Below are 18427 nucleotides of genomic sequence, written 5' to 3'. Positions count from 1 at the left end.
CTGGTGTTCGGGTTGTGATGCCAATTGCATTGCCCGGTAGCTAAGTGCGGAAGAGATAACCGCTGAAAGCATCTAAGCGGGAAACTTGCCCCGAGATGAGTCTTCCCTGGGCCCTTGAGGCCCCTGAAGGGACGTTCGAGACGAGGACGTTGATAGGCTGGGTGTGTAAGCGTAGCGATACGTTGAGCTAACCAGTACTAATGACCCGAGAGGCTTAACCTTACAACACCGAAGGTGTTTTGGTGAGAGAGACGCGAATTTAGCTTGTTCGATGGATTGGTTCCGATGGTTGTGCGACGCGAAAGTGTGGGCATAACGGTTGGAATGAAAAGAATTTGCCTGGCGGCGAGAGCGCGGTGGTCCCACCTGACCCCATGCCGAACTCAGAAGTGAAACGCCGTAGCGCCGATGGTAGTGTGGGGTCTCCCCATGCGAGAGTAGGGAACTGCCAGGCATCAAATTGTGGTGTAAGAAGACACCGGTTATCGGATTGACTCCTCTGATAACGTACAGAATCGGTGGTGCGGTAGTTCAGTCGGTTAGAATACCGGCCTGTCACGCCGGGGGTCGCGGGTTCGAGTCCCGTCCGCACCGCCACCCTATTTAGGGGCGTAGTTCAATTGGTAGAGCACCGGTCTCCAAAACCGGGTGTTGGGAGTTCGAGCCTCTCCGCCCCTGCCAAACCAAAAATAGCCCTTCACGGTAGCGTGAAGGGTTTTTTTTCGTCCGTTAGTTTTCATCTCATATGTTCCCCTTCTGACAAGCATGCCGATGATGTGCTTTAGCGCCTACTTGCGACAAGGATGTGCGTTTGGCTTGCCTCCCGTGAGGGTCTACACCGCAATAATAGAATCGCTGTCATCCTTCATGATTCATGATGGCGCATGTCTTAATAAAATCTGGAGTGTGTAACGGCCCTTCACTGGCAGGTATATCTGCGAAGAATAATGCCTGGTTAATGAGGTCTATCGATCTTCCGAAAGCCCGTAGGACTTTCAGGCAGATCGCATAGTGCATTGATAATGGTTTAAGAAGCTATATTCAGTGGGGTTTTCAGTAACTGTTTAATCAGCTCCTGTTGATCGCTGTTTCCAAGCCAGACAGCATAACAGGGTCGAACCACGATATTGGCCTCAGGAATCGGGTGCAGTTCAGGATAGTGCTGTGACCAGTCGCTGGGGAGAAATGCACAGCCACCGATGGTTGACATCAACTGCCGCGTCAGGTGTGCGGAAGACGTGGTGAGTGATGGTACCTGATCACCCGGCAGCCAGTGATTCTCGTACTGATGGAAATCTGCCCCCCATTCCAGCCTGATATAGGGTCGTTCCTCTGCTGATGCATTATCGGTAGTAAACAGAGATAAAGAGAAATTGCCCAATAACTGACAAGAAAGTTCGTCCATCTTCGGCGATTCGGTAGTAATCAGTAAATCCAACTGACGTTCATGGAGTTGCTTAATCAGCGTTTGTCGCAGTGCGATTCTTGCCTCTAGCTGCAACAGTGGGCGTTGCTGATAGAGTTCATTTAACCAGGGTGTCAGGAACGCCTCCCAGAGCGAAGCCGTAGCGCCTATGGAAAGCTGGCTGTGTTGCTGGGAACGAGCGACCTCTTTTTTGGCTATTTGCCAGGTACCGATCAGGTTTTCCGCATAAGGCAGCAGACGTTCGCCGGCGGGCGTCAGTCGAATATTGTTACGGTGCCGGGTGAACAAATTGGCGCCCAGTTGATTTTCAAGTTGCCTGATACGAAAGCTCACCGCTGACTGCGTCAGATACAATGATTCGGCCGCCCGGCCGAAGTGTCTTGTCCGGCTGACTTCCAGAAAGGTTTTCAGTAAGTCGGTATCCATGCTTTCCTCCAAAATTTTTTGTCGTCATGATTTAAATGTTTTGTTTTACAGGAAGTCAAGCCTATCTAATACTCCGCGCCATAAACGGCACGACCATATGAGAATTAGGAGCGTGTAAGATGGCGGAAAGCTTCTCAACAACCAGTCGTTTTTTTGATAACAAATTCTATCCACGTGGTTTTTCCCGGCATGGTGACTTTACGATTAAAGAAGCTCAACTGCTGGAGCGTCATGGACAGGCATTTAACGAACTTGATTCGGGCAAACGTCATCCGGTGACAGAGGAAGAGAGCCAGTTTGTCGCTGTATGCCGCGGTGAGCGCGCAGCACAGACCGAATTGGAAAAAATCTGGGCGAAGTACGTCAGCCGTATTCGTCGTCCTAAACGTTTCCATACGCTGTCTGGCGGCAAGCCGCAAATGGACACCGTGGAAGAGTACACAGAAAGCGATGATTAATCTGAATGGGGCTCCGGCCCCATTTTTATTTCTGCTGCTGATTAACTGATGCAGGCTTGGGTTCATGCCAGACTCTTGTGCAACTGAATTAGCAGGCGATCCATACAACGATAGCTGAGCGCTTCCGACAAATGAGTACGATGAATCTGATCTTCTCCTCCCAGATCGGCAATCGTACGCGAGACTTTCAGTATCCGATGCCAGGCTCTGACCGACAGTCCTAATTTGCTCATCACCTCTTCCAGATACGCCGCATCCTCGCTTTTCAATCGGCAGTGACAGGCGATGTCATCCGATTTCATGTGTGCGTTGATTCTGCCGATGCGGGCTAGCTGCCGCTTTCTGGCTTCAAATACCCGCTCCCGTACGGTTGCACTGTCTTCGCCAATGCGTGTTTGCTGGCGAAGAATACCGGGGGGCAGCAATGGCACCTCAATGGATAAATCAAAGCGATCCAGAAATGGGCCGGATAGCCGGTTGAGGTAACGCAGAATTTGCTGTGCCGGCATGCGATTGTGGATGCCCTGATAGTGGCCTGATGGGCTGGGGTTCATGGCGGCCACCAACTGAAAACGGGCAGGATAACAGACTTTGGCGCGAGTACGGGAAATTACAATTTCGCCTGATTCCAGCGGTTCCCGCAGCGAGTCCAGTACCCGTCGTTCAAATTCCGGCAATTCATCCAGAAACAACACACCATTGTGCGCCAATGAGATCTCACCAGGTTTGGGCAGTACGCCGCCACCGACCAGCGCAGTAATGGATGCAGTATGGTGAGGCGAACGAAACGGCCGGCTACGCCATTGCGACAGGCTGGGCTGAATATCAATCAGGCTGTTGATGGCGGCGCTTTCCAGTGCCTCCTCGTCATCAAGCGGCGGCAACAAACCAGGCAGACGGCTGGCCAGCATGGTTTTCCCGGTGCCCGGCGGACCGAGCAACAGCAGGTTATGTCCTCCCGCCGCCGCAATTTCCAGCGCGCGTTTGGCTTGTTCCTGACCGATGATGTCCTTCAGGTCCGCTATCGGCGTATGGGCTGGCGTTTCAGGCGTAATATCATTGCCGTGCAGCAGCGGCGTTTCGCCTTGCAGAAAGGCGCAGACCTGCAACAGGTGATTAGCCAGCAACGTATCGCCATGTGGAACCAGAGTGATTTCCATTTTGTTGTCTTCCGGCAGAATCAGCCCCCGGCCTGCTTTTTGCGCCTCCATCGCCGCCGGAATAGCGCCATGAACGCCTCTCAGGCTGCCTGACAGCCCGAGTTCGCCAAGGAACTCATACTGAGCAAGTTTCTCGCCGGCAATCTGTTCTGAGGCTGCCAGAATGGCTAGGGCGATGGGGAGATCATATCGTCCCCCTTCTTTCGGTAGGTCCGCAGGCGCCAGATTGACGGTAATCCGCTTGGCGGGAAAGGTGAAGCCACAGTTGATCAGAGCGCTGCGCACCCGATCTCGAGCCTCCTTGACCGTGGTTTCCGGTAAACCGACCAGTGTCAGTGCGGGCAGGCCATTACTGATATGCACTTCAATCGAAACTTCCGGTGCCTGCATACCGATGGTGGCTCGCGTGTAGGTCACAGCCAGTGTCATTGCTCGTTCCTCCCTGTGAGGCGGGCATCATGCCGGTCCGGCCGCTTTGTGACATCGTAGTTATGACCACTTTGCGAGGCGTCGCCATAAAACAATCTGCTATTTCAGGCGGGATTCATAAAATTGTGTGCGTGCTTCCTACCGTCGTTAATAAAAAGTTACAAGGTGGCCGTATTCGCAACAGATTCATACCGAACACAGCATTGCCCGATTGTCATGAGAAGCGTATTTAACAAATATTTAAAATATCATCTGCGATTTTCACATCGCCTCATCGACTGCGGCATCGTTTGCCGTTCAGCCTGTTAATGACGTGAAGCTGTCTCACTATCAGGATAAAAATTATGTTTGGTTGGACTGCCCTGCAACGTAATGCAGCGATTGCCAGCTTTTTGAGCTGGGCGCTGGATGCATTTGATTTTTTCATTCTGGTTTTTCTGCTTAGCGAACTCGCCCATGCCTTTTCTGTCAGCATGGAACAGGTGACGCTGGCCATTCTGCTGACGCTGGCCGTTCGTCCTATCGGCGCGCTGCTGTTGGGACGGCTGGCGGAGAAGTTTGGCCGCAAGCCGATTTTGATGCTGAACATCGTGCTGTTCTCGGTGTTTGAGCTGTTATCCGCCGCGGCGCCGAGTATTACGGTATTCCTGCTGTTGAGAGTGCTGTATGGCGTGGCGATGGGGGGAATTTGGGGTGTGGCGTCCTCGCTGGCGATGGAGACCATTCCGGACCGTTCCCGTGGGTTGATGTCAGGCATTTTTCAGGCCGGTTATCCGTTTGGTTACTTACTGGCGGCGGTGGTTTATGGATTGTTGTTTGATCAGATCGGCTGGCGCGGCATGTTTATCATTGGCGCGATTCCTATTTTGCTGCTGCCGTTTATTTATTTTTGTGTAGAAGAATCGCCGGTATGGCGGGCTGCCAGGGTACGCAAGGAAAGCACGGCGTTATTGCCGGTGTTAAAGACGCACTGGAAACTTTGCCTTTATCTGGTGGTGCTGATGGCATCGTTCAATTTCTTTAGCCACGGCACGCAGGACCTGTATCCGGCATTTCTGAAAATCCAGCATGGTTTTGACGCGAAAACCGTCAGTATGATCGCCATCGGCTACAATATTGCTTCGATCATCGGCGGCATCTTTTTCGGTACGCTGTCGGAACGCATTGGTCGGAAGAAAGCGATTATGGCGGCCGCGTTGCTGGCGTTGCCGGTGATCCCGCTGTGGGCGTTCTCGCACGGCCCCTGGGCGCTGGGGTTGGGCGCGTTTTTGATGCAGTTCATGGTGCAGGGCGCCTGGGGCGTGATTCCGACCTTCCTGAATGAGCTGGTGCCGAGCAACACGCGGGCGGTGCTCCCCGGTTTTGTCTACCAGCTCGGCAACCTGATTGCATCGGTTAATGCCACGCTGCAGGCGAGCATTGCCGAAGCCCACAACCATAACTATGCGCTCGCTATGGCGATGGTCGCCGGAGTGGTGGCGATCATGATTGCCGTGCTGGCGGCGTTTTCCGAACGAAAGTGGGCGACAAAAAGCACAATGTCGCATGCGGCGGGTTAATGCATGAATAATAAGCCGTTTTGTGATGCTTATCGGTTGGTTAACCCAATGGTCGCGGAAAAAAAGAGTTGTCATAGCGGGGCTTGCTGTGATAACTCTGTAGGTATTCGTTCGACAGTAGATTAATGAACAACCTGAAATGAAAGCCTTCAACCTGGTGATTAGCCTAGTCGTGATTAGCGTGGTGGTGATTATTATCCCACCGTGCGGGGCTGCACTTGGACGAAGAATGGCTTAGAAATCAAGGCCGAATTCAAGAAAACCCCCGCACCGAAAGGTCGGGGGTTTTTTTATGGGCCGACAATCGCAACAAGGGAGCAGACAATGTCGATTAGCATAAAATCCTGTTTCCCCCAGGTAGAGTCGGGGAAATAACTATGAATGGTGCGCAGTGGGTGGTACAAGCGTTGCGGGCGCAGGGAGTGGAGACCGTATTCGGTTATCCAGGTGGCGCGATTATGCCGGTCTATGATGCGTTGTACGACGGCGGCGTGGAACACCTGCTCTGCCGCCATGAGCAGGGGGCAGCCATGGCCGCCATCGGTTATGCCCGTTCTACCGGCAACGTTGGGGTTTGTATTGCGACGTCCGGCCCCGGTGCGACCAATCTGATTACCGGTTTGGCGGATGCGTTGCTGGATTCAGTACCGATTGTGGCGATTACCGGCCAGGTTGGCTCAGCCCTGATCGGGACCGACGCCTTTCAGGAGATCGATGTACTCGGCCTCTCGCTGGCCTGCACCAAGCACAGTTTTCTGGTTGACTCCATCGCGTCGTTGCCGGAAATCATGGCCGAAGCTTTCGCCGTGGCCCGTAGTGGGCGCCCCGGCCCGGTGTTGATTGATATTCCTAAGGATATTCAATTGGCGGAAGGAGATTTCTCTCCGTGTTTCATGCCGGTGGATGACGTTATGCCCTTCTCGACCCATCAGGCCGCGGAAGCGCGGGCGATGCTGGCGAAGGCGAAAAAACCGGTGCTGTATGTGGGGGGCGGCGTAGGCATGGCGCAGGCGGTTCCGGCGCTGCGCGCATTTATCGAAACGTCCGGGATTCCCGCCGTGGCGACCCTGAAAGGGTTGGGCGCGGTGGAGAAAGACTACCCGTACTATCTCGGGATGATCGGCATGCACGGCACCCGCGCCGCTAACCTGCTGGTGCAAGAGTGCGACTTGCTGGTCGCCGTCGGCGCGCGCTTTGATGACCGGGTGACCGGTAAACTGAGCGCGTTTGCGCCGCATGCCAACGTGATCCACATGGATATCGACCCGGCGGAGCTGAATAAACTGCGGCAGGCGCATGTGGCGCTGTGCGGTGATCTGAATCAACTGCTGCCAGCGTTGCAACAACCGCTGGACATCGCTGACTGGCGTCAGCAGGCGGCGATGATGAAGGCCGAATACGAGTGGCGCTATGATCATCCGGGTGAGGCCATTTATGCCCCGGCGCTGCTCCGCACTCTGGCGGACCGCATGCCGGCCGACACAGTGATCACCACCGATGTCGGGCAGCATCAGATGTGGGCCGCCCAACATATGCGCTTCACCCGCCCGGAAAATTTCATCACCTCAAGCGGTCTGGGCACCATGGGATTCGGCGTGCCGGCTGCGGTCGGCGCTCAGGTGGCGCGCCCCGACGATACCGTGATCTGTATTTCCGGTGACGGCTCTTTCATGATGAATGTGCAGGAGCTCGGCACCATCAAGCGAAAACGTCTGCCGCTGAAAATCGTGTTGCTGGACAATCAGCGGCTGGGCATGGTGCGACAATGGCAACAACTGTTTTTCGACGAACGCTACAGTGAAACCAACCTCTCCGATAACCCCGATTTCCTGATGCTGGCCAGCGCCTTCGGCATTCCCGGCCAGCAAATCACCCATAAAGACCAGATTGATTCCGCCCTGGATGCGCTGCTGAACAGCGAAGGTCCTTACCTGCTGCATGTTTCCATCGACGAGAATGAGAATGTCTGGCCGCTGGTGCCGCCTGGCGCCGGTAATGAAACGATGCTGGATAAAACAGAATAATGGCAGGAGATTTTCCCATGACACATCATCAGCTTTCCATTCAGGCCCGTTATCGTCCGGAAGTTCTGGAGCGCGTGTTGCGCGTGACCCGTCACCGCGGCTTTCAGGTCTGCGCCATGAACATGACGCAGGCGAATAATGACGATCAGGTACAGATTGAAATGACCGTTGCCAGCCACAGACCGGTGGATTTATTGTCAACCCAATTAAGCAAACTGCTGGACATTGCCTGTGTGGAGATCCAGCCGCTCACATCACAACAAATACGTGCCTGACGGCATCGGTAAGGAAAATCAACAATGACTAAAAAAGCAGACTATATCTGGTTCAACGGCGAAATGATTCCCTGGGCGGATGCCAAAGTTCACGTGATGTCCCACGCGCTGCATTACGGCACGTCGGTGTTTGAGGGCGTGCGGTGCTATAGTTCTCACAAAGGGCCGGCGGTGTTCCGTCATCGTGAACACATGCAGCGCCTGCATGATTCAGCCAAAATTTACCGTATGCCGATTTCCTACAGCGTTGATGAACTGATGGAAGCCTGCCGTGAAACGCTGCGTCGGAACAAACTGACCAGCGCGTATATCCGCCCGCTGGTATTCGTTGGCGATGTCGGCATGGGGGTTAACCCGCCGGCCGGCTACAACACCGATGTGATTATCGCGGCGTTCCCGTGGGGCGCGTATCTGGGAGAAGAAGCGCTGGATCAGGGGATCGACGCCATGGTGTCGTCCTGGAACCGCGTCGCCGCCAATACCATTCCGACCGCGGCCAAAGCCGGCGGCAACTATCTGTCTTCCCTGTTGGTGGGCAGCGAAGCGCGCCGTCATGGCTATCAGGAAGGGATCGCGCTGGATGTGAACGGTTACGTATCCGAAGGCGCGGGCGAAAACCTGTTTGAAGTAAAAGACGGCGTGATTTTCACCCCGCCGTTCACTTCCGCCGCACTGCCGGGCATCACCCGCGACGCCATCATCAAGCTGGCGAAAGACAAAGGTTTTGAGGTGCGTGAGCAGGTGCTGTCGCGCGAATCTCTGTATCTGGCGGATGAAGTGTTCATGTCCGGCACGGCGGCGGAGATCACCCCGGTTCGCAGCGTGGACGGCATTCAGGTCGGCATCGGCAAGTGCGGCCCGGTCACCAAACAGCTGCAACAGGCGTTTTTCGGCCTGTTCACCGGCGAGACGGAAGACAAATGGGGCTGGCTGGACCCGGTAAATCGTTAATTGAAGAAAGACTTTTTCCGGTGGCGTTAATCGCCGCCGGCTACCTGTTTAAACTGGAGTAATCAGAGTATGCCTAAGTACCGTTCAGCCACCACCACGCATGGTCGTAATATGGCTGGAGCGCGAGCCCTGTGGCGCGCCACAGGGATGACCGACGCCGATTTCGGCAAGCCCATCATCGCCGTGGTGAACTCGTTCACGCAATTCGTACCCGGACACGTTCACCTGCGCGATCTGGGCAAACTGGTCGCCGAGCAGATTGAAGCCGCCGGCGGCGTCGCCAAAGAATTCAATACCATCGCGGTGGATGACGGTATCGCCATGGGGCACGGCGGTATGCTTTACTCGCTGCCTTCCCGCGAGTTGATCGCCGACTCGGTGGAGTACATGGTCAACGCCCACTGTGCGGATGCGATGGTGTGCATCTCCAACTGCGACAAAATCACGCCGGGGATGCTGATGGCCTCGCTGCGCCTGAACATTCCGGTGATCTTCGTCTCCGGCGGCCCGATGGAAGCCGGGAAAACCAAACTCTCCAACCAGTTGATCAAGCTGGATCTGGTGGACGCCATGATCCAGGGCGCCAACCCCAACGTCAGCGACGCTGACAGCGATCAGATTGAGCGTTCCGCCTGTCCGACCTGCGGATCCTGTTCCGGCATGTTCACCGCCAATTCGATGAACTGCCTGACCGAAGCGTTGGGTCTGTCTCAGCCGGGCAACGGCTCGTTGCTGGCGACTCACGCCGACCGCAAACAGCTGTTCCTCAACGCGGGCAAACGCATCGTTGAACTGACCAAGCGTTACTACGAGCAGGATGACGTCAGCGCGTTGCCGCGCAATATCGCCACCAAGGCGGCGTTTGAAAACGCCATGACGCTGGACATCGCTATGGGCGGTTCCACCAACACCGTACTGCATCTGCTGGCGTCGGCGCAGGAAGCGGAAGTGGACTTCACCATGGACGACATCGATCGCCTGTCGCGTAAGGTGCCGCAGCTGTGCAAGGTGGCGCCGAGCACCCAGAAATACCACATGGAAGACGTGCATCGCGCCGGCGGCGTTATCGGCATTCTGGGCGAGCTGGATCGCGCCGGGCTGCTGAATAAGAACGTGAAAAACGTGCTGGGTCTGACCCTGCCGGAAACGCTGTCCGCTTATGACGTCATGTTGACGCAGGATGAGGCGGTGAAAAAAATGTTTGCCGCCGGCCCGGCGGGCATCCGCACCACGCAGGCGTTCTCGCAGGACTGCCGCTGGGACTCGCTGGATACCGATCGTCAGGAAGGCTGTATCCGTTCCCGCGAACACGCCTACAGTCAGGATGGCGGTCTGGCGGTGCTGTACGGCAATCTGGCCGAAGACGGCTGTATCGTGAAAACCGCCGGCGTGGACGAAGGCAGCCTGGTGTTCCGCGGTCCGGCCAAAGTGTATGAAAGCCAGGATGACGCGGTAGAGGCGATTCTGGGCGGTCGCGTGCAGGCCGGCGACGTGGTGGTGATTCGCTACGAAGGCCCGAAAGGCGGCCCCGGCATGCAGGAAATGCTCTATCCGACCAGCTTCCTGAAATCGATGGGCTTGGGCAAAGCCTGCGCGTTGATCACCGACGGTCGTTTCTCCGGCGGCACCTCCGGCCTGTCCATCGGTCACGCATCGCCGGAAGCGGCCAACGGCGGCACTATCGGTCTGGTGCAGGACGGCGACATGATTGCTATCGACATTCCCAAACGCGGTATCGCGCTGGAAGTGAGCGACGACGAGCTGGCTCGCCGCCGCGAGCAGGAACTGGCGCGCGGCGATGCCGCCTGGACGCCGAAAAACCGTAACCGTCAGGTTTCTTTTGCGCTGCGCGCTTACGCCAGCCTGGCTACCAGCGCCGACAAAGGCGCGGTCCGAGACAAGAGCAAGCTGGGAGGCTAAACGCCATGGCTGTTTCTCTACCTCTTCCCGCCGAACCCGGCGGAGCGGAGTACCTGCGCGCGGTGTTGCGCGCGCCGGTATACGAAGTGGCGCAGGTCACGCCGCTGGAACGGATGGATAAACTTTCCTCACGGCTTGGCAATGTCATTCTGGTGAAGCGCGAGGATCGTCAGCCGGTGCACAGCTTCAAGCTGCGCGGCGCTTACGCCATGATGGCGAGCCTCAGCGACGAGCAGAAATCGCACGGCGTGGTGACGGCTTCGGCCGGCAACCATGCGCAAGGCGTGGCGCTGTCCGCCAGCCGTCTCGGTATTCGCGCGTTGATCGTGATGCCGGTCGCCACGGCGGACATCAAGGTGGATGCGGTGCGTGATTTTGGCGGCGAAGTACTGCTGCACGGCGCCAACTTTGATGAAGCCAAAGCCAAGGCGATCGAACTGTCGCAACAGCAGCACATGACCTTTGTGCCGCCGTTCGACCACCCGGCGGTGATCGCCGGGCAGGGGACGCTGGCGATGGAACTGCTGCAGCAGGACGCCCATCTGGACCGCGTGTTCGTGCCGGTCGGCGGCGGCGGTCTGGCGTCTGGCGTCGCGGTGCTGATCAAGCAACTGATGCCGCAGATTCAGGTGATCGGCGTGGAAGCGGAAGACTCCGCCTGCCTGCGGGCGGCGCTGGACGCCGGCCAGCCGGTGGATTTGCCGCGCGTCGGGCTGTTCGCCGAAGGGGTGGCGGTGAAACGCATCGGTAACGAAACCTTCCGCCTGTGCCGGGAGTATCTGGACGATGTCATCACCGTCGACAGCGATGCCATCTGCGCGGCGGTCAAGGATCTGTTCGAGGATGTGCGCGCGATTGCCGAGCCGTCCGGGGCGCTGGCGCTGGCCGGGATGAAGAAATACATCCAGCAGCACAATATCCAGGGCGAACGGCTGGCGCATATTCTGTCCGGCGCCAACGTCAACTTCCACGGGCTGCGTTACGTGTCCGAACGCTGCGAACTGGGCGAACAGCGCGAAGCGCTGATGGCGGTGACCATTCCCGAACAGAAGGGTAGTTTCCTCAAGTTCTGCCAGTTGCTGGGCGGGCGTTCCGTCACCGAGTTCAACTACCGTTACGCCGATGCCGACAACGCCTGTATTTTTGTCGGCGTGCGACTGACGCGCGGCAACGCCGAGCGCCACGAGATTCTGACGGAATTGCAGGCGGGCGGTTACCAGGTGGTGGACCTGTCCGACGACGAGATGGCGAAACTGCATGTGCGTTACATGGTCGGCGGGCGGCCGTCCAAGCCGTTGAAGGAACGGCTGTACAGCTTCGAATTCCCGGAGTCGCCGGGCGCGTTGCTGAAGTTCCTCAATACGCTGGGAACGTACTGGAATATCTCGTTGTTCCATTACCGCAGCCACGGTACCGACTTTGGTCGCGTGCTGGCGGCCTTTGAACGTACAGAGCATGACCCGGCGTTCGAGCAGCATCTGCAGGCGCTGGGGTATGAGTGCCACGATGAGACGCAGAATCCCGCGTTCCGTTTCTTCCTGCAAGGCTAGTCCGTTAGCTTTTCCGAATGCGCCCGACGGTTTTACGCCGCCGGGCGCATTTTATTTTATGGCGTGCTGCGGTAGGCTTGACGTCTCACCAGTCAGTCAGGGACACCACATCATGGCAACGGGATTCAACGGGTTTTCGCCGCAGACGCTGACGTTTTTGCAGCAGGTACGCCAGCAGGACAGCAAAGAATGGTTTGAAGAGCACCGGCAGGAGTATGACGACCGGCTGCTGACCCCCTTTCGGGCGCTGGTGGAGTCGCTATCTATCGCCATGCTGCAGATTGACGACCATTTTGAAACCAAGCCGGCGGTGGGCAAAACGTTATCCCGCATTCACCGTGACACCCGCTTTTCTCACGACAAGTCCCGCTATCGCGACAAAATGTGGTTCACCTTCAAACGTACCCATAAAGACTGGACCGATGCGCCGGTCTACTTTTTCGAACTGACGCCGTATGACTGGAGCTACGGGCTGGGGTACTACAGCGCCAGCCGCACTACCATGGAGCTGTTCCGGCAGACGCTGCGCGATAATCCGCAGGGCTTTCTGGACGTCGCGGCCTGTCTGGGTCGTGAGTTTGAGCTGGTGGGCGAGAGTTATAAACGGCCGCTGATTAAGGATCAGGAGCCAGAACTGGCGCACTGGTACAACCGTAAATCGTTTGCGGTCATGACCACCCGTCAGGATCAGGAACCTCTGTTTAGCGGTGAATTGGCGTCGGTGCTGGCGAAAGGCTTTACCCGGCTGGAGCCGTTGTATCGCTATCTGATGAAGATTGAAGCGATGAAGAAAGCGGCGGAGCCAGAAAAAGTCAGCCCCGCCTTTCTGGATGAGAAGTGGTTTAGTCGCTGAGGGTTACTTGCCCTTCACCATCAAATAATCAAACAGATAGCTTTCACCGGCGGCGTCAAACACCGTGATTTGTACCTGCCGGTTATCAACGCAGGTCAACAGCAGCTTTTTCTGCCCGCCGAAGCTGCTTTCCGTCTGGCCGATGGCCTGAGTGTCGGTCATCTGGCGGGCGCTGAGCGTGATGTCATCGAGCTTGTTGGCATAGCGGAACGCCACCGAACCGGTGCCGGTGATGTCGCCGTCTTCGGTATTCAGCGTCAGGTTGACCAGGTGGTACGGCGCTTTCTGGTCGTACATTTCCTTGAAGTAATCGCTCAGTTCGGCGTACTCCTGGGAGGACAACTGCAGGTAATACTCGTAGCTGTAGTCGCCGTCAAAGCAGCTGCCGCGGCGTGGCCGGGTTATCGGATCCGGCATCGTGTGCTGGGTGACATCGTTCAGGTAGCGCAAGCGGTTAAGCTGTTGCTGGTAGCTCTGGCGCAGGCACTCTTCATCCCGACAGGTATTGCGGCTGGACAGCCAGTTGCGCTGGAACTGGGTCAGATTTTTGTCCTGCGCAACGCGTTCGGGGTTGCCGGTGAGAAACGCACGTGATTTCTGCCACTCTTTTGCCAGCTCGTCATCCAGTTGGCTGAGCGCCGGCGTCTGGCAAATCAGTTTCTCCTGCGCCGAGGCGGCCTGCTGGCAGGGAAAACTGGCGGCCAGCGCCGGGAGCGCACTGCAACCCACAGCCAGTGGCAGCAGTAACGTAGCAAGCGATCGTTTCATCATTTTTCCTGTAGGGTTTCCCAAAATGCCGCTATCAACGGGTCGTTCAGGCGCTTTTTCTGCACGCAGACGCCCAACTCGAACGGTTCCATGGCTTGCGCTTCCAATATCGACACACGATTACGCACCGGTTCCGGACTGTTTTCAAGTACCACGTCAGGAATCAGAGCGATACCGCAGCCCAACGCCACCATCGAGACCATCGCTTCATGGCCGGACACCGTGGCATAGATGGGAGGATTGGTAATGTGCTGACGGCGGAACCAGACGTCAATTCTTTTCCGCACCGGTCCGTGTTCCGGCAGGATGAACGGAATCTGCGACCAGTCCGGATGCGGCAGCAATGCCTGCGCCTGCACCGGGCAGGGCAGCGCCGGAATGATCAGCACCAGCGGCACCTTGCCGATCGGCATAAAGTCCACGCTGGCTGGCAGCGTTTCCGGATGTCCGGCGATGCCGAGATCGGCGTCATTGGATTGCACCTTGTCCACCGCATCAGCCGCGTCGCCGGTAGTGAGCTTGATTTCCACCAGCGGATACCGCGCGCGGAAGCGATCCAGAATCGGCGGCAGGTGGCTGTAAGCGGCGGTCACCGAACAGAACAGCCGCAGCTCGCCGCAGAGCGACTGGCCGCGTTGTTGCAGAATCAGGCGTAACTGCTGGTATTGCAGCAGGGTCTGCTGGGCGAAGGTTTTGAGATGCTCGCCGGCGTCGGTCAGGCGTACGGTGCGGTTGTCGCGCAAAAACAGCGCCTGTCCGATGTCCTCCTCCAGCCGTTGGATCTGGCGCGACAGCGTGGAGGGACTGATATGCATCGCCTTGGCGGTGCGGCCGAAGTGGCGGCTCTCCACCAGATGCAAAAAAAGTTTCAGATCCCGTAAGTCCATGCGCGCCGTGTCTCGTTTTAATGTTGCAATTCTTGCAATATGACGTTGTTAATATATCAATTTAAGCAATGTATTTCCTGTCATATCATAATGACATTCTGACGGCGGTGGTTAACGCCGTCCCGAACATAAAGCAAACACAAACACAATATCAGATGGAGCACGCCTCATGGCCAATTACTTCAATACACTGAACCTGCGTCAGCAGCTGGCGCAACTGGGCAAGTGCCGTTTCATGGGCCGCGATGAATTCGCCGATGAAGCCAGCTATCTGAAAGGCAAAAAAGTGGTCATCGTGGGATGCGGCGCTCAGGGTTTGAACCAGGGTCTGAACATGCGCGATTCCGGTCTGGATATCGCCTACGCCCTGCGTGCCGAAGCTATCGCCGAAAAACGCGCGTCATGGCGCAAGGCTACCGAAAACGGCTTTAAAGTCGGCACCTATGAAGAACTGATTCCGCAGGCGGACCTGGTGGTTAACCTGACGCCGGACAAACAGCACTCCGCTGTGGTACAGGCTGTGCAGCCGCTGATGAAACAGGGCGCGGCGCTGGGTTACTCCCACGGCTTCAACATCGTCGAAGTGGGCGAGCAGGTTCGTAAAGACATCACCGTAGTGATGGTGGCGCCGAAGTGCCCGGGCACCGAAGTGCGTGAAGAGTACAAACGTGGTTTCGGCGTGCCGACGCTTGTCGCCGTTCACCCGGAAAACGACCCGAAAGGCGAAGGCATGGCGATCGCCAAAGCCTGGGCCGCTGCGACCGGTGGTCACCGTGCGGGCGTGCTGGAGTCATCTTTCGTGGCGGAAGTGAAATCCGACCTGATGGGTGAGCAGACCATTCTGTGCGGCATGCTGCAGGCCGGTTCGCTGCTGAGCTTCGACAAGCTGGTTGCAGAAGGCGTTGACCCGGCTTACGCGGAAAAACTGATTCAGTTCGGCTGGGAAACCATCACCGAAGCGCTGAAGCAGGGCGGCATCACCCTGATGATGGACCGTCTGTCCAACCCGGCTAAACTGCGCGCTTTCGCCCTGTCTGAACAACTGAAAGGCATCATGGCGCCGCTGTTCCAGAAACACATGGACGACATCATTTCCGGCGCGTTCTCCAGCGGTATGATGGCCGACTGGGCCAACGACGACGTGAAACTGCTGACCTGGCGTGAAGAAACCGGCAAAACCGCGTTTGAAAACGCGCCGCAGTTTGACGGCAAAATCGGCGAGCAGGAATACTTCGACAACGGCGTACTGATGATCGCGATGGTAAAAGCCGGCGTGGAACTGGCGTTCGAAACCATGGTTAGCTCCGGCATTATCGAAGAGTCGGCTTACTACGAGTCGCTGCACGAACTGCCGCTGATCGCCAACACCATCGCCCGTAAGCGTCTGTATGAAATGAACGTGGTGATCTCCGATACCGCTGAATACGGTAACTACCTGTTCGCCAACGCTGCTGTTCCGTTGCTGAAAGGCGCGTTCATGGACAGCCTGCAGCCGGGCGACCTGGGCAAACCGGTAGCCGCGACCAGCGTGGATAACGCCCAGCTGCGTGACGTGAACGACGCTATCCGCAACCACCCGATCGAAGTCATCGGTAAGAAACTGCGTGGCTACATGACCGACATGAAACGCATTGCGGTGGCTGGCTAAGGCCATTAACACCTATCGCATAGCAGAACGGGGCGCAGATGGCGCCCCGTTTTTTTATGCATCCGAGCGTCGGTTAATCAGCCGCATACGTCAAAGGCGAGTTATGCGAACAACAAAGGTGAGTAAGGCGTTTTCTTTCTCGTCGCCGCGGCTGACGGTCGCTGCCGCCGCTTTGATCGTGGTGTTTTTGGCTTTTCTCTATTGGTCGGATGATGACTACAGTCTGGTGCGGCAATACCAGCTTGAAGATAACGTCACGGTAAATATTCTCCAGCTCGACAGCGGCGGGGCGACAGTGGGGTTTATCTATCGGTATACCGTCAGCGTGAACGGCGGGGAAGCGAGGGACGTGCTCAAGACTAACAGCCGCGACGCGGATATCCGTATGCAGGATGGCGTACTGGTGATTAACGTGACCGGCGATGTGTATCGGTTGGATAACCGCATTCGGCTTCACGGCGGTTACGAAACATTGAAAACCCGCATTACCGTGACTCACCGATAATACGGCCCGATGGTTCGGGCCGTGTTGTCGTCAGGGGATCAGGCATCCGCCGGCGCAGATTTAAATTCCCGTTCGGCCTGATGGAAACGCTCGGTCACCGTGGCGGACGGCGCGCGGCCCAGCAGGCTGACGACCACAATCGCGGCGCAAGACAGCAGGAAACCGGGGATGATTTCATACAGATTCAGCCAGCCGTACTGTTTCCAGATGATGACCGTGGCGGCGCCGACCAGCATACCGACCAGCGCGCCATTGCGGGTCATACGCGGCCACAGCAGGGAAATCAGAATCACCGGACCGAACGCGGCGCCAAATCCTGCCCAGGCGTAGCTGACCAGCCCCAGTACCCGATTTTCCGGGTTCACCGCCAGCGCAATGGCGATCACCGACACCAGCAGCACCATCGCGCGGCCGACCCACACCAACTCTTTCTGGCTGGCGTTTTTGCGCAGGAACGGTTTGTACAGATCTTCGGTGATGGCGCTGGAACAGACCAGTAACTGGCAGCTCAGCGTGCTCATCACCGCCGCCAAAATGGCCGACAGCAGCACGCCGGCGATCCACGGATTGAACAGCAGGCGCGCCAGTTCGATAAACACCCGCTCGCCATTTTGGCTGACATTGCCTGCCTGATCGGGATTACCGGTGAAGTAGGCGATACCGAAGAAACCGACGGTGACGGCGCCGGCCAGACAGAGCACCATCCAGGTCATACTGATACGACGGGCATTGCGGATAGTGTGGTGTGAGTCCGCCGCCATGAAACGCGCCAGAATATGCGGCTGACCGAAGTAGCCCAGCCCCCAGCCCAGCAGCGACAGAATAGCGACGGTGTCCAGCCCCTTGAACATATCCAGATTGGCCGGGTTCTTGCCTTCGATTACCGCCAGCGACGGCGTGATGCCGCCCACCGACAGAATGACGATCACCGGCGTGAGAATCAGCGCGAAAATCATCAGGCTGGCCTGTACGGTGTCGGTCCAACTGACCGCCAGGTAGCCGCCGATAAAGGTGTAGGCGATGGTGGCCACGGCGCCGGCCCACAGCGCAGTGTCGTAGCTCATGCCGAAGGTGCTTTCGAACAGGCGGGCGCCCGCCACGATGCCGGAAGCGCAATAAATGGTGAAAAACACCAGAATCACCAGCGCTGAAATCACCCGCAGCAATTTGCTTTTATCTTCAAAGCGATGGCTGAAATAGTCCGGCAGCGTCAGGGCGTTATGGTTCACTTCGGTGTGCACCCGCAGGCGCCCGGCTACCCAGGTCCAGTTCAGGTAGGCGCCGATGGTCAGGCCGATAGCAATCCAGCTTTCAGAAATGCCGGACAGAAACACCGCGCCCGGCAGCCCCATCAGCAGCCAGCCGCTCATGTCGGACGCGCCGGCGGACAACGCGGTGACCACGCTCCCCATGCGGCGGCCACCCAGAATATAGTCGCCGAAGTTGTTGGTGGCGCGATAGGCCATCAGGCCGATCAACACCATCCCGAAGATGTACACCAGAAAGGTGACCAGCAAGGGTGTGCTCATCGTCGTCATTGTGTTCTCCATTGTGATGAGATCCGTCAGTCCTGCGCACCGGTGGCCGG

The 18427-nt window shown here is 57.1% G+C and carries 16 protein-coding genes, 2 tRNA genes, 1 rRNA gene and 1 other annotated feature; of the genes, 14 read left to right on the top strand and 5 right to left on the bottom strand.

Features of this window, described 5'->3' with window-relative positions; genetic code table 11:
• Positions 1-209 (top strand) — a sequence feature (23S ribosomal RNA rRNA prediction is too short).
• Positions 210-338: 129 nt separating this feature from the next.
• The 3 genes from rrf (at position 339) to DXX3274_RS20900 (ending at position 681) form a co-directional block, all read left to right on the top strand.
• Positions 339-454: ribosomal RNA gene (rrf, locus tag DXX3274_RS20910) — 5S ribosomal RNA — on the top strand.
• Positions 455-520: 66 nt separating this feature from the next.
• Positions 521-597: transfer RNA gene (locus DXX3274_RS20905), tRNA-Asp, on the top strand.
• Between the two features lie 8 nt (positions 598-605).
• Positions 606-681 (top strand) — tRNA-Trp (locus tag DXX3274_RS20900).
• A gap of 346 nt (positions 682-1027) precedes the next feature.
• Here the strand turns inward: DXX3274_RS20900 and hdfR are convergent.
• The gene (hdfR, locus tag DXX3274_RS20895; protein ID WP_042861489.1) at positions 1028-1852 is read right to left on the bottom strand and encodes an HTH-type transcriptional regulator HdfR; all 825 of its coding nucleotides are present in this window, start codon (positions 1850-1852) and stop codon (positions 1028-1030) included.
• 119 nt (positions 1853-1971) lie between these two features.
• Between hdfR and DXX3274_RS20890 the strand changes: the two genes are divergently transcribed.
• Positions 1972-2310: a DUF413 domain-containing protein gene (locus DXX3274_RS20890; RefSeq protein WP_042861488.1), complete on the top strand. Its 339-nt coding sequence runs from the start codon at positions 1972-1974 to the stop codon at positions 2308-2310.
• Positions 2311-2372: 62 nt separating this feature from the next.
• On the opposite strand, the gene DXX3274_RS20885 is transcribed toward DXX3274_RS20890, so the two are convergent.
• Positions 2373-3899 (bottom strand): YifB family Mg chelatase-like AAA ATPase, encoded by a 1527-nt coding sequence (locus tag DXX3274_RS20885; protein WP_042861487.1) that lies wholly within the window; start codon positions 3897-3899, stop codon positions 2373-2375.
• A gap of 344 nt (positions 3900-4243) precedes the next feature.
• Here DXX3274_RS20885 and DXX3274_RS20880 point away from each other — a divergent pair, with 344 nt between their 5' ends.
• From DXX3274_RS20880 to DXX3274_RS20850, 8 genes are all read left to right on the top strand, one after another.
• The gene (locus DXX3274_RS20880; RefSeq protein WP_042861486.1) at positions 4244-5458 is read left to right on the top strand and encodes an MFS transporter; all 1215 of its coding nucleotides are present in this window, start codon (positions 4244-4246) and stop codon (positions 5456-5458) included.
• Positions 5459-5597: 139 nt separating this feature from the next.
• The gene (ilvL, locus tag DXX3274_RS23175) at positions 5598-5696 is read left to right on the top strand and encodes an ilv operon leader peptide (protein ID WP_071526243.1); all 99 of its coding nucleotides are present in this window, start codon (positions 5598-5600) and stop codon (positions 5694-5696) included.
• Positions 5697-5835: 139 nt separating this feature from the next.
• Positions 5836-7482 (top strand): acetolactate synthase 2 catalytic subunit, encoded by a 1647-nt coding sequence (gene ilvG / locus DXX3274_RS20875; protein ID WP_042861485.1) that lies wholly within the window; start codon positions 5836-5838, stop codon positions 7480-7482.
• A gap of 17 nt (positions 7483-7499) precedes the next feature.
• Positions 7500-7757 (top strand): acetolactate synthase 2 small subunit, encoded by a 258-nt coding sequence (gene ilvM / locus DXX3274_RS20870; protein ID WP_038920524.1) that lies wholly within the window; start codon positions 7500-7502, stop codon positions 7755-7757.
• A 24-nt stretch (positions 7758-7781) separates the two neighbouring features.
• Positions 7782-8708, top strand: a complete 927-nt coding sequence (locus DXX3274_RS20865; protein ID WP_042861484.1) for a branched-chain amino acid transaminase — start codon at positions 7782-7784, stop codon at positions 8706-8708.
• A 69-nt stretch (positions 8709-8777) separates the two neighbouring features.
• Positions 8778-10628: a dihydroxy-acid dehydratase gene (ilvD, locus tag DXX3274_RS20860; protein WP_042861483.1), complete on the top strand. Its 1851-nt coding sequence runs from the start codon at positions 8778-8780 to the stop codon at positions 10626-10628.
• Between the two features lie 5 nt (positions 10629-10633).
• Positions 10634-12178: a threonine ammonia-lyase, biosynthetic gene (ilvA, locus tag DXX3274_RS20855; RefSeq protein ID WP_042861481.1), complete on the top strand. Its 1545-nt coding sequence runs from the start codon at positions 10634-10636 to the stop codon at positions 12176-12178.
• A gap of 112 nt (positions 12179-12290) precedes the next feature.
• Positions 12291-13031: a DUF2461 domain-containing protein gene (locus DXX3274_RS20850; protein WP_042861480.1), complete on the top strand. Its 741-nt coding sequence runs from the start codon at positions 12291-12293 to the stop codon at positions 13029-13031.
• 3 nt (positions 13032-13034) lie between these two features.
• On the opposite strand, the gene DXX3274_RS20845 is transcribed toward DXX3274_RS20850, so the two are convergent.
• Both DXX3274_RS20845 and ilvY read right to left on the bottom strand, forming a co-directional pair.
• Positions 13035-13799 carry a lysozyme inhibitor LprI family protein gene (locus tag DXX3274_RS20845; protein ID WP_042861478.1) on the bottom strand — a complete coding sequence of 255 codons (765 nt, stop codon included), beginning with the start codon at positions 13797-13799 and terminating at the stop codon, positions 13035-13037.
• A complete protein-coding gene (gene ilvY / locus DXX3274_RS20840; protein WP_038920518.1) occupies positions 13799-14686 on the bottom strand; it encodes an HTH-type transcriptional activator IlvY in 888 nt (295 codons plus the stop codon). The genes DXX3274_RS20845 and ilvY overlap by 1 nt, the downstream gene beginning before the upstream one ends.
• A gap of 169 nt (positions 14687-14855) precedes the next feature.
• On the opposite strand from ilvY, the gene ilvC reads away from it, so the two are divergent.
• Both ilvC and DXX3274_RS20830 read left to right on the top strand, forming a co-directional pair.
• Positions 14856-16334, top strand: a complete 1479-nt coding sequence (ilvC, locus tag DXX3274_RS20835; RefSeq protein ID WP_038664620.1) for a ketol-acid reductoisomerase — start codon at positions 14856-14858, stop codon at positions 16332-16334.
• A 103-nt stretch (positions 16335-16437) separates the two neighbouring features.
• Positions 16438-16839: a hypothetical protein gene (locus DXX3274_RS20830; RefSeq protein WP_238556067.1), complete on the top strand. Its 402-nt coding sequence runs from the start codon at positions 16438-16440 to the stop codon at positions 16837-16839.
• A gap of 38 nt (positions 16840-16877) precedes the next feature.
• On the opposite strand, the gene putP is transcribed toward DXX3274_RS20830, so the two are convergent.
• Positions 16878-18377 (bottom strand): sodium/proline symporter PutP, encoded by a 1500-nt coding sequence (gene putP, locus DXX3274_RS20825; protein WP_042861476.1) that lies wholly within the window; start codon positions 18375-18377, stop codon positions 16878-16880.
• Positions 18378-18427 lie beyond the last annotated feature (50 nt).

The organism is Dickeya sp. NCPPB 3274 (assembly GCF_000406205.1).
Classification (GTDB): domain Bacteria; phylum Pseudomonadota; class Gammaproteobacteria; order Enterobacterales; family Enterobacteriaceae; genus Dickeya; species Dickeya fangzhongdai.
This window is presented reverse-complemented; position numbering and strand designations above follow the sequence as displayed.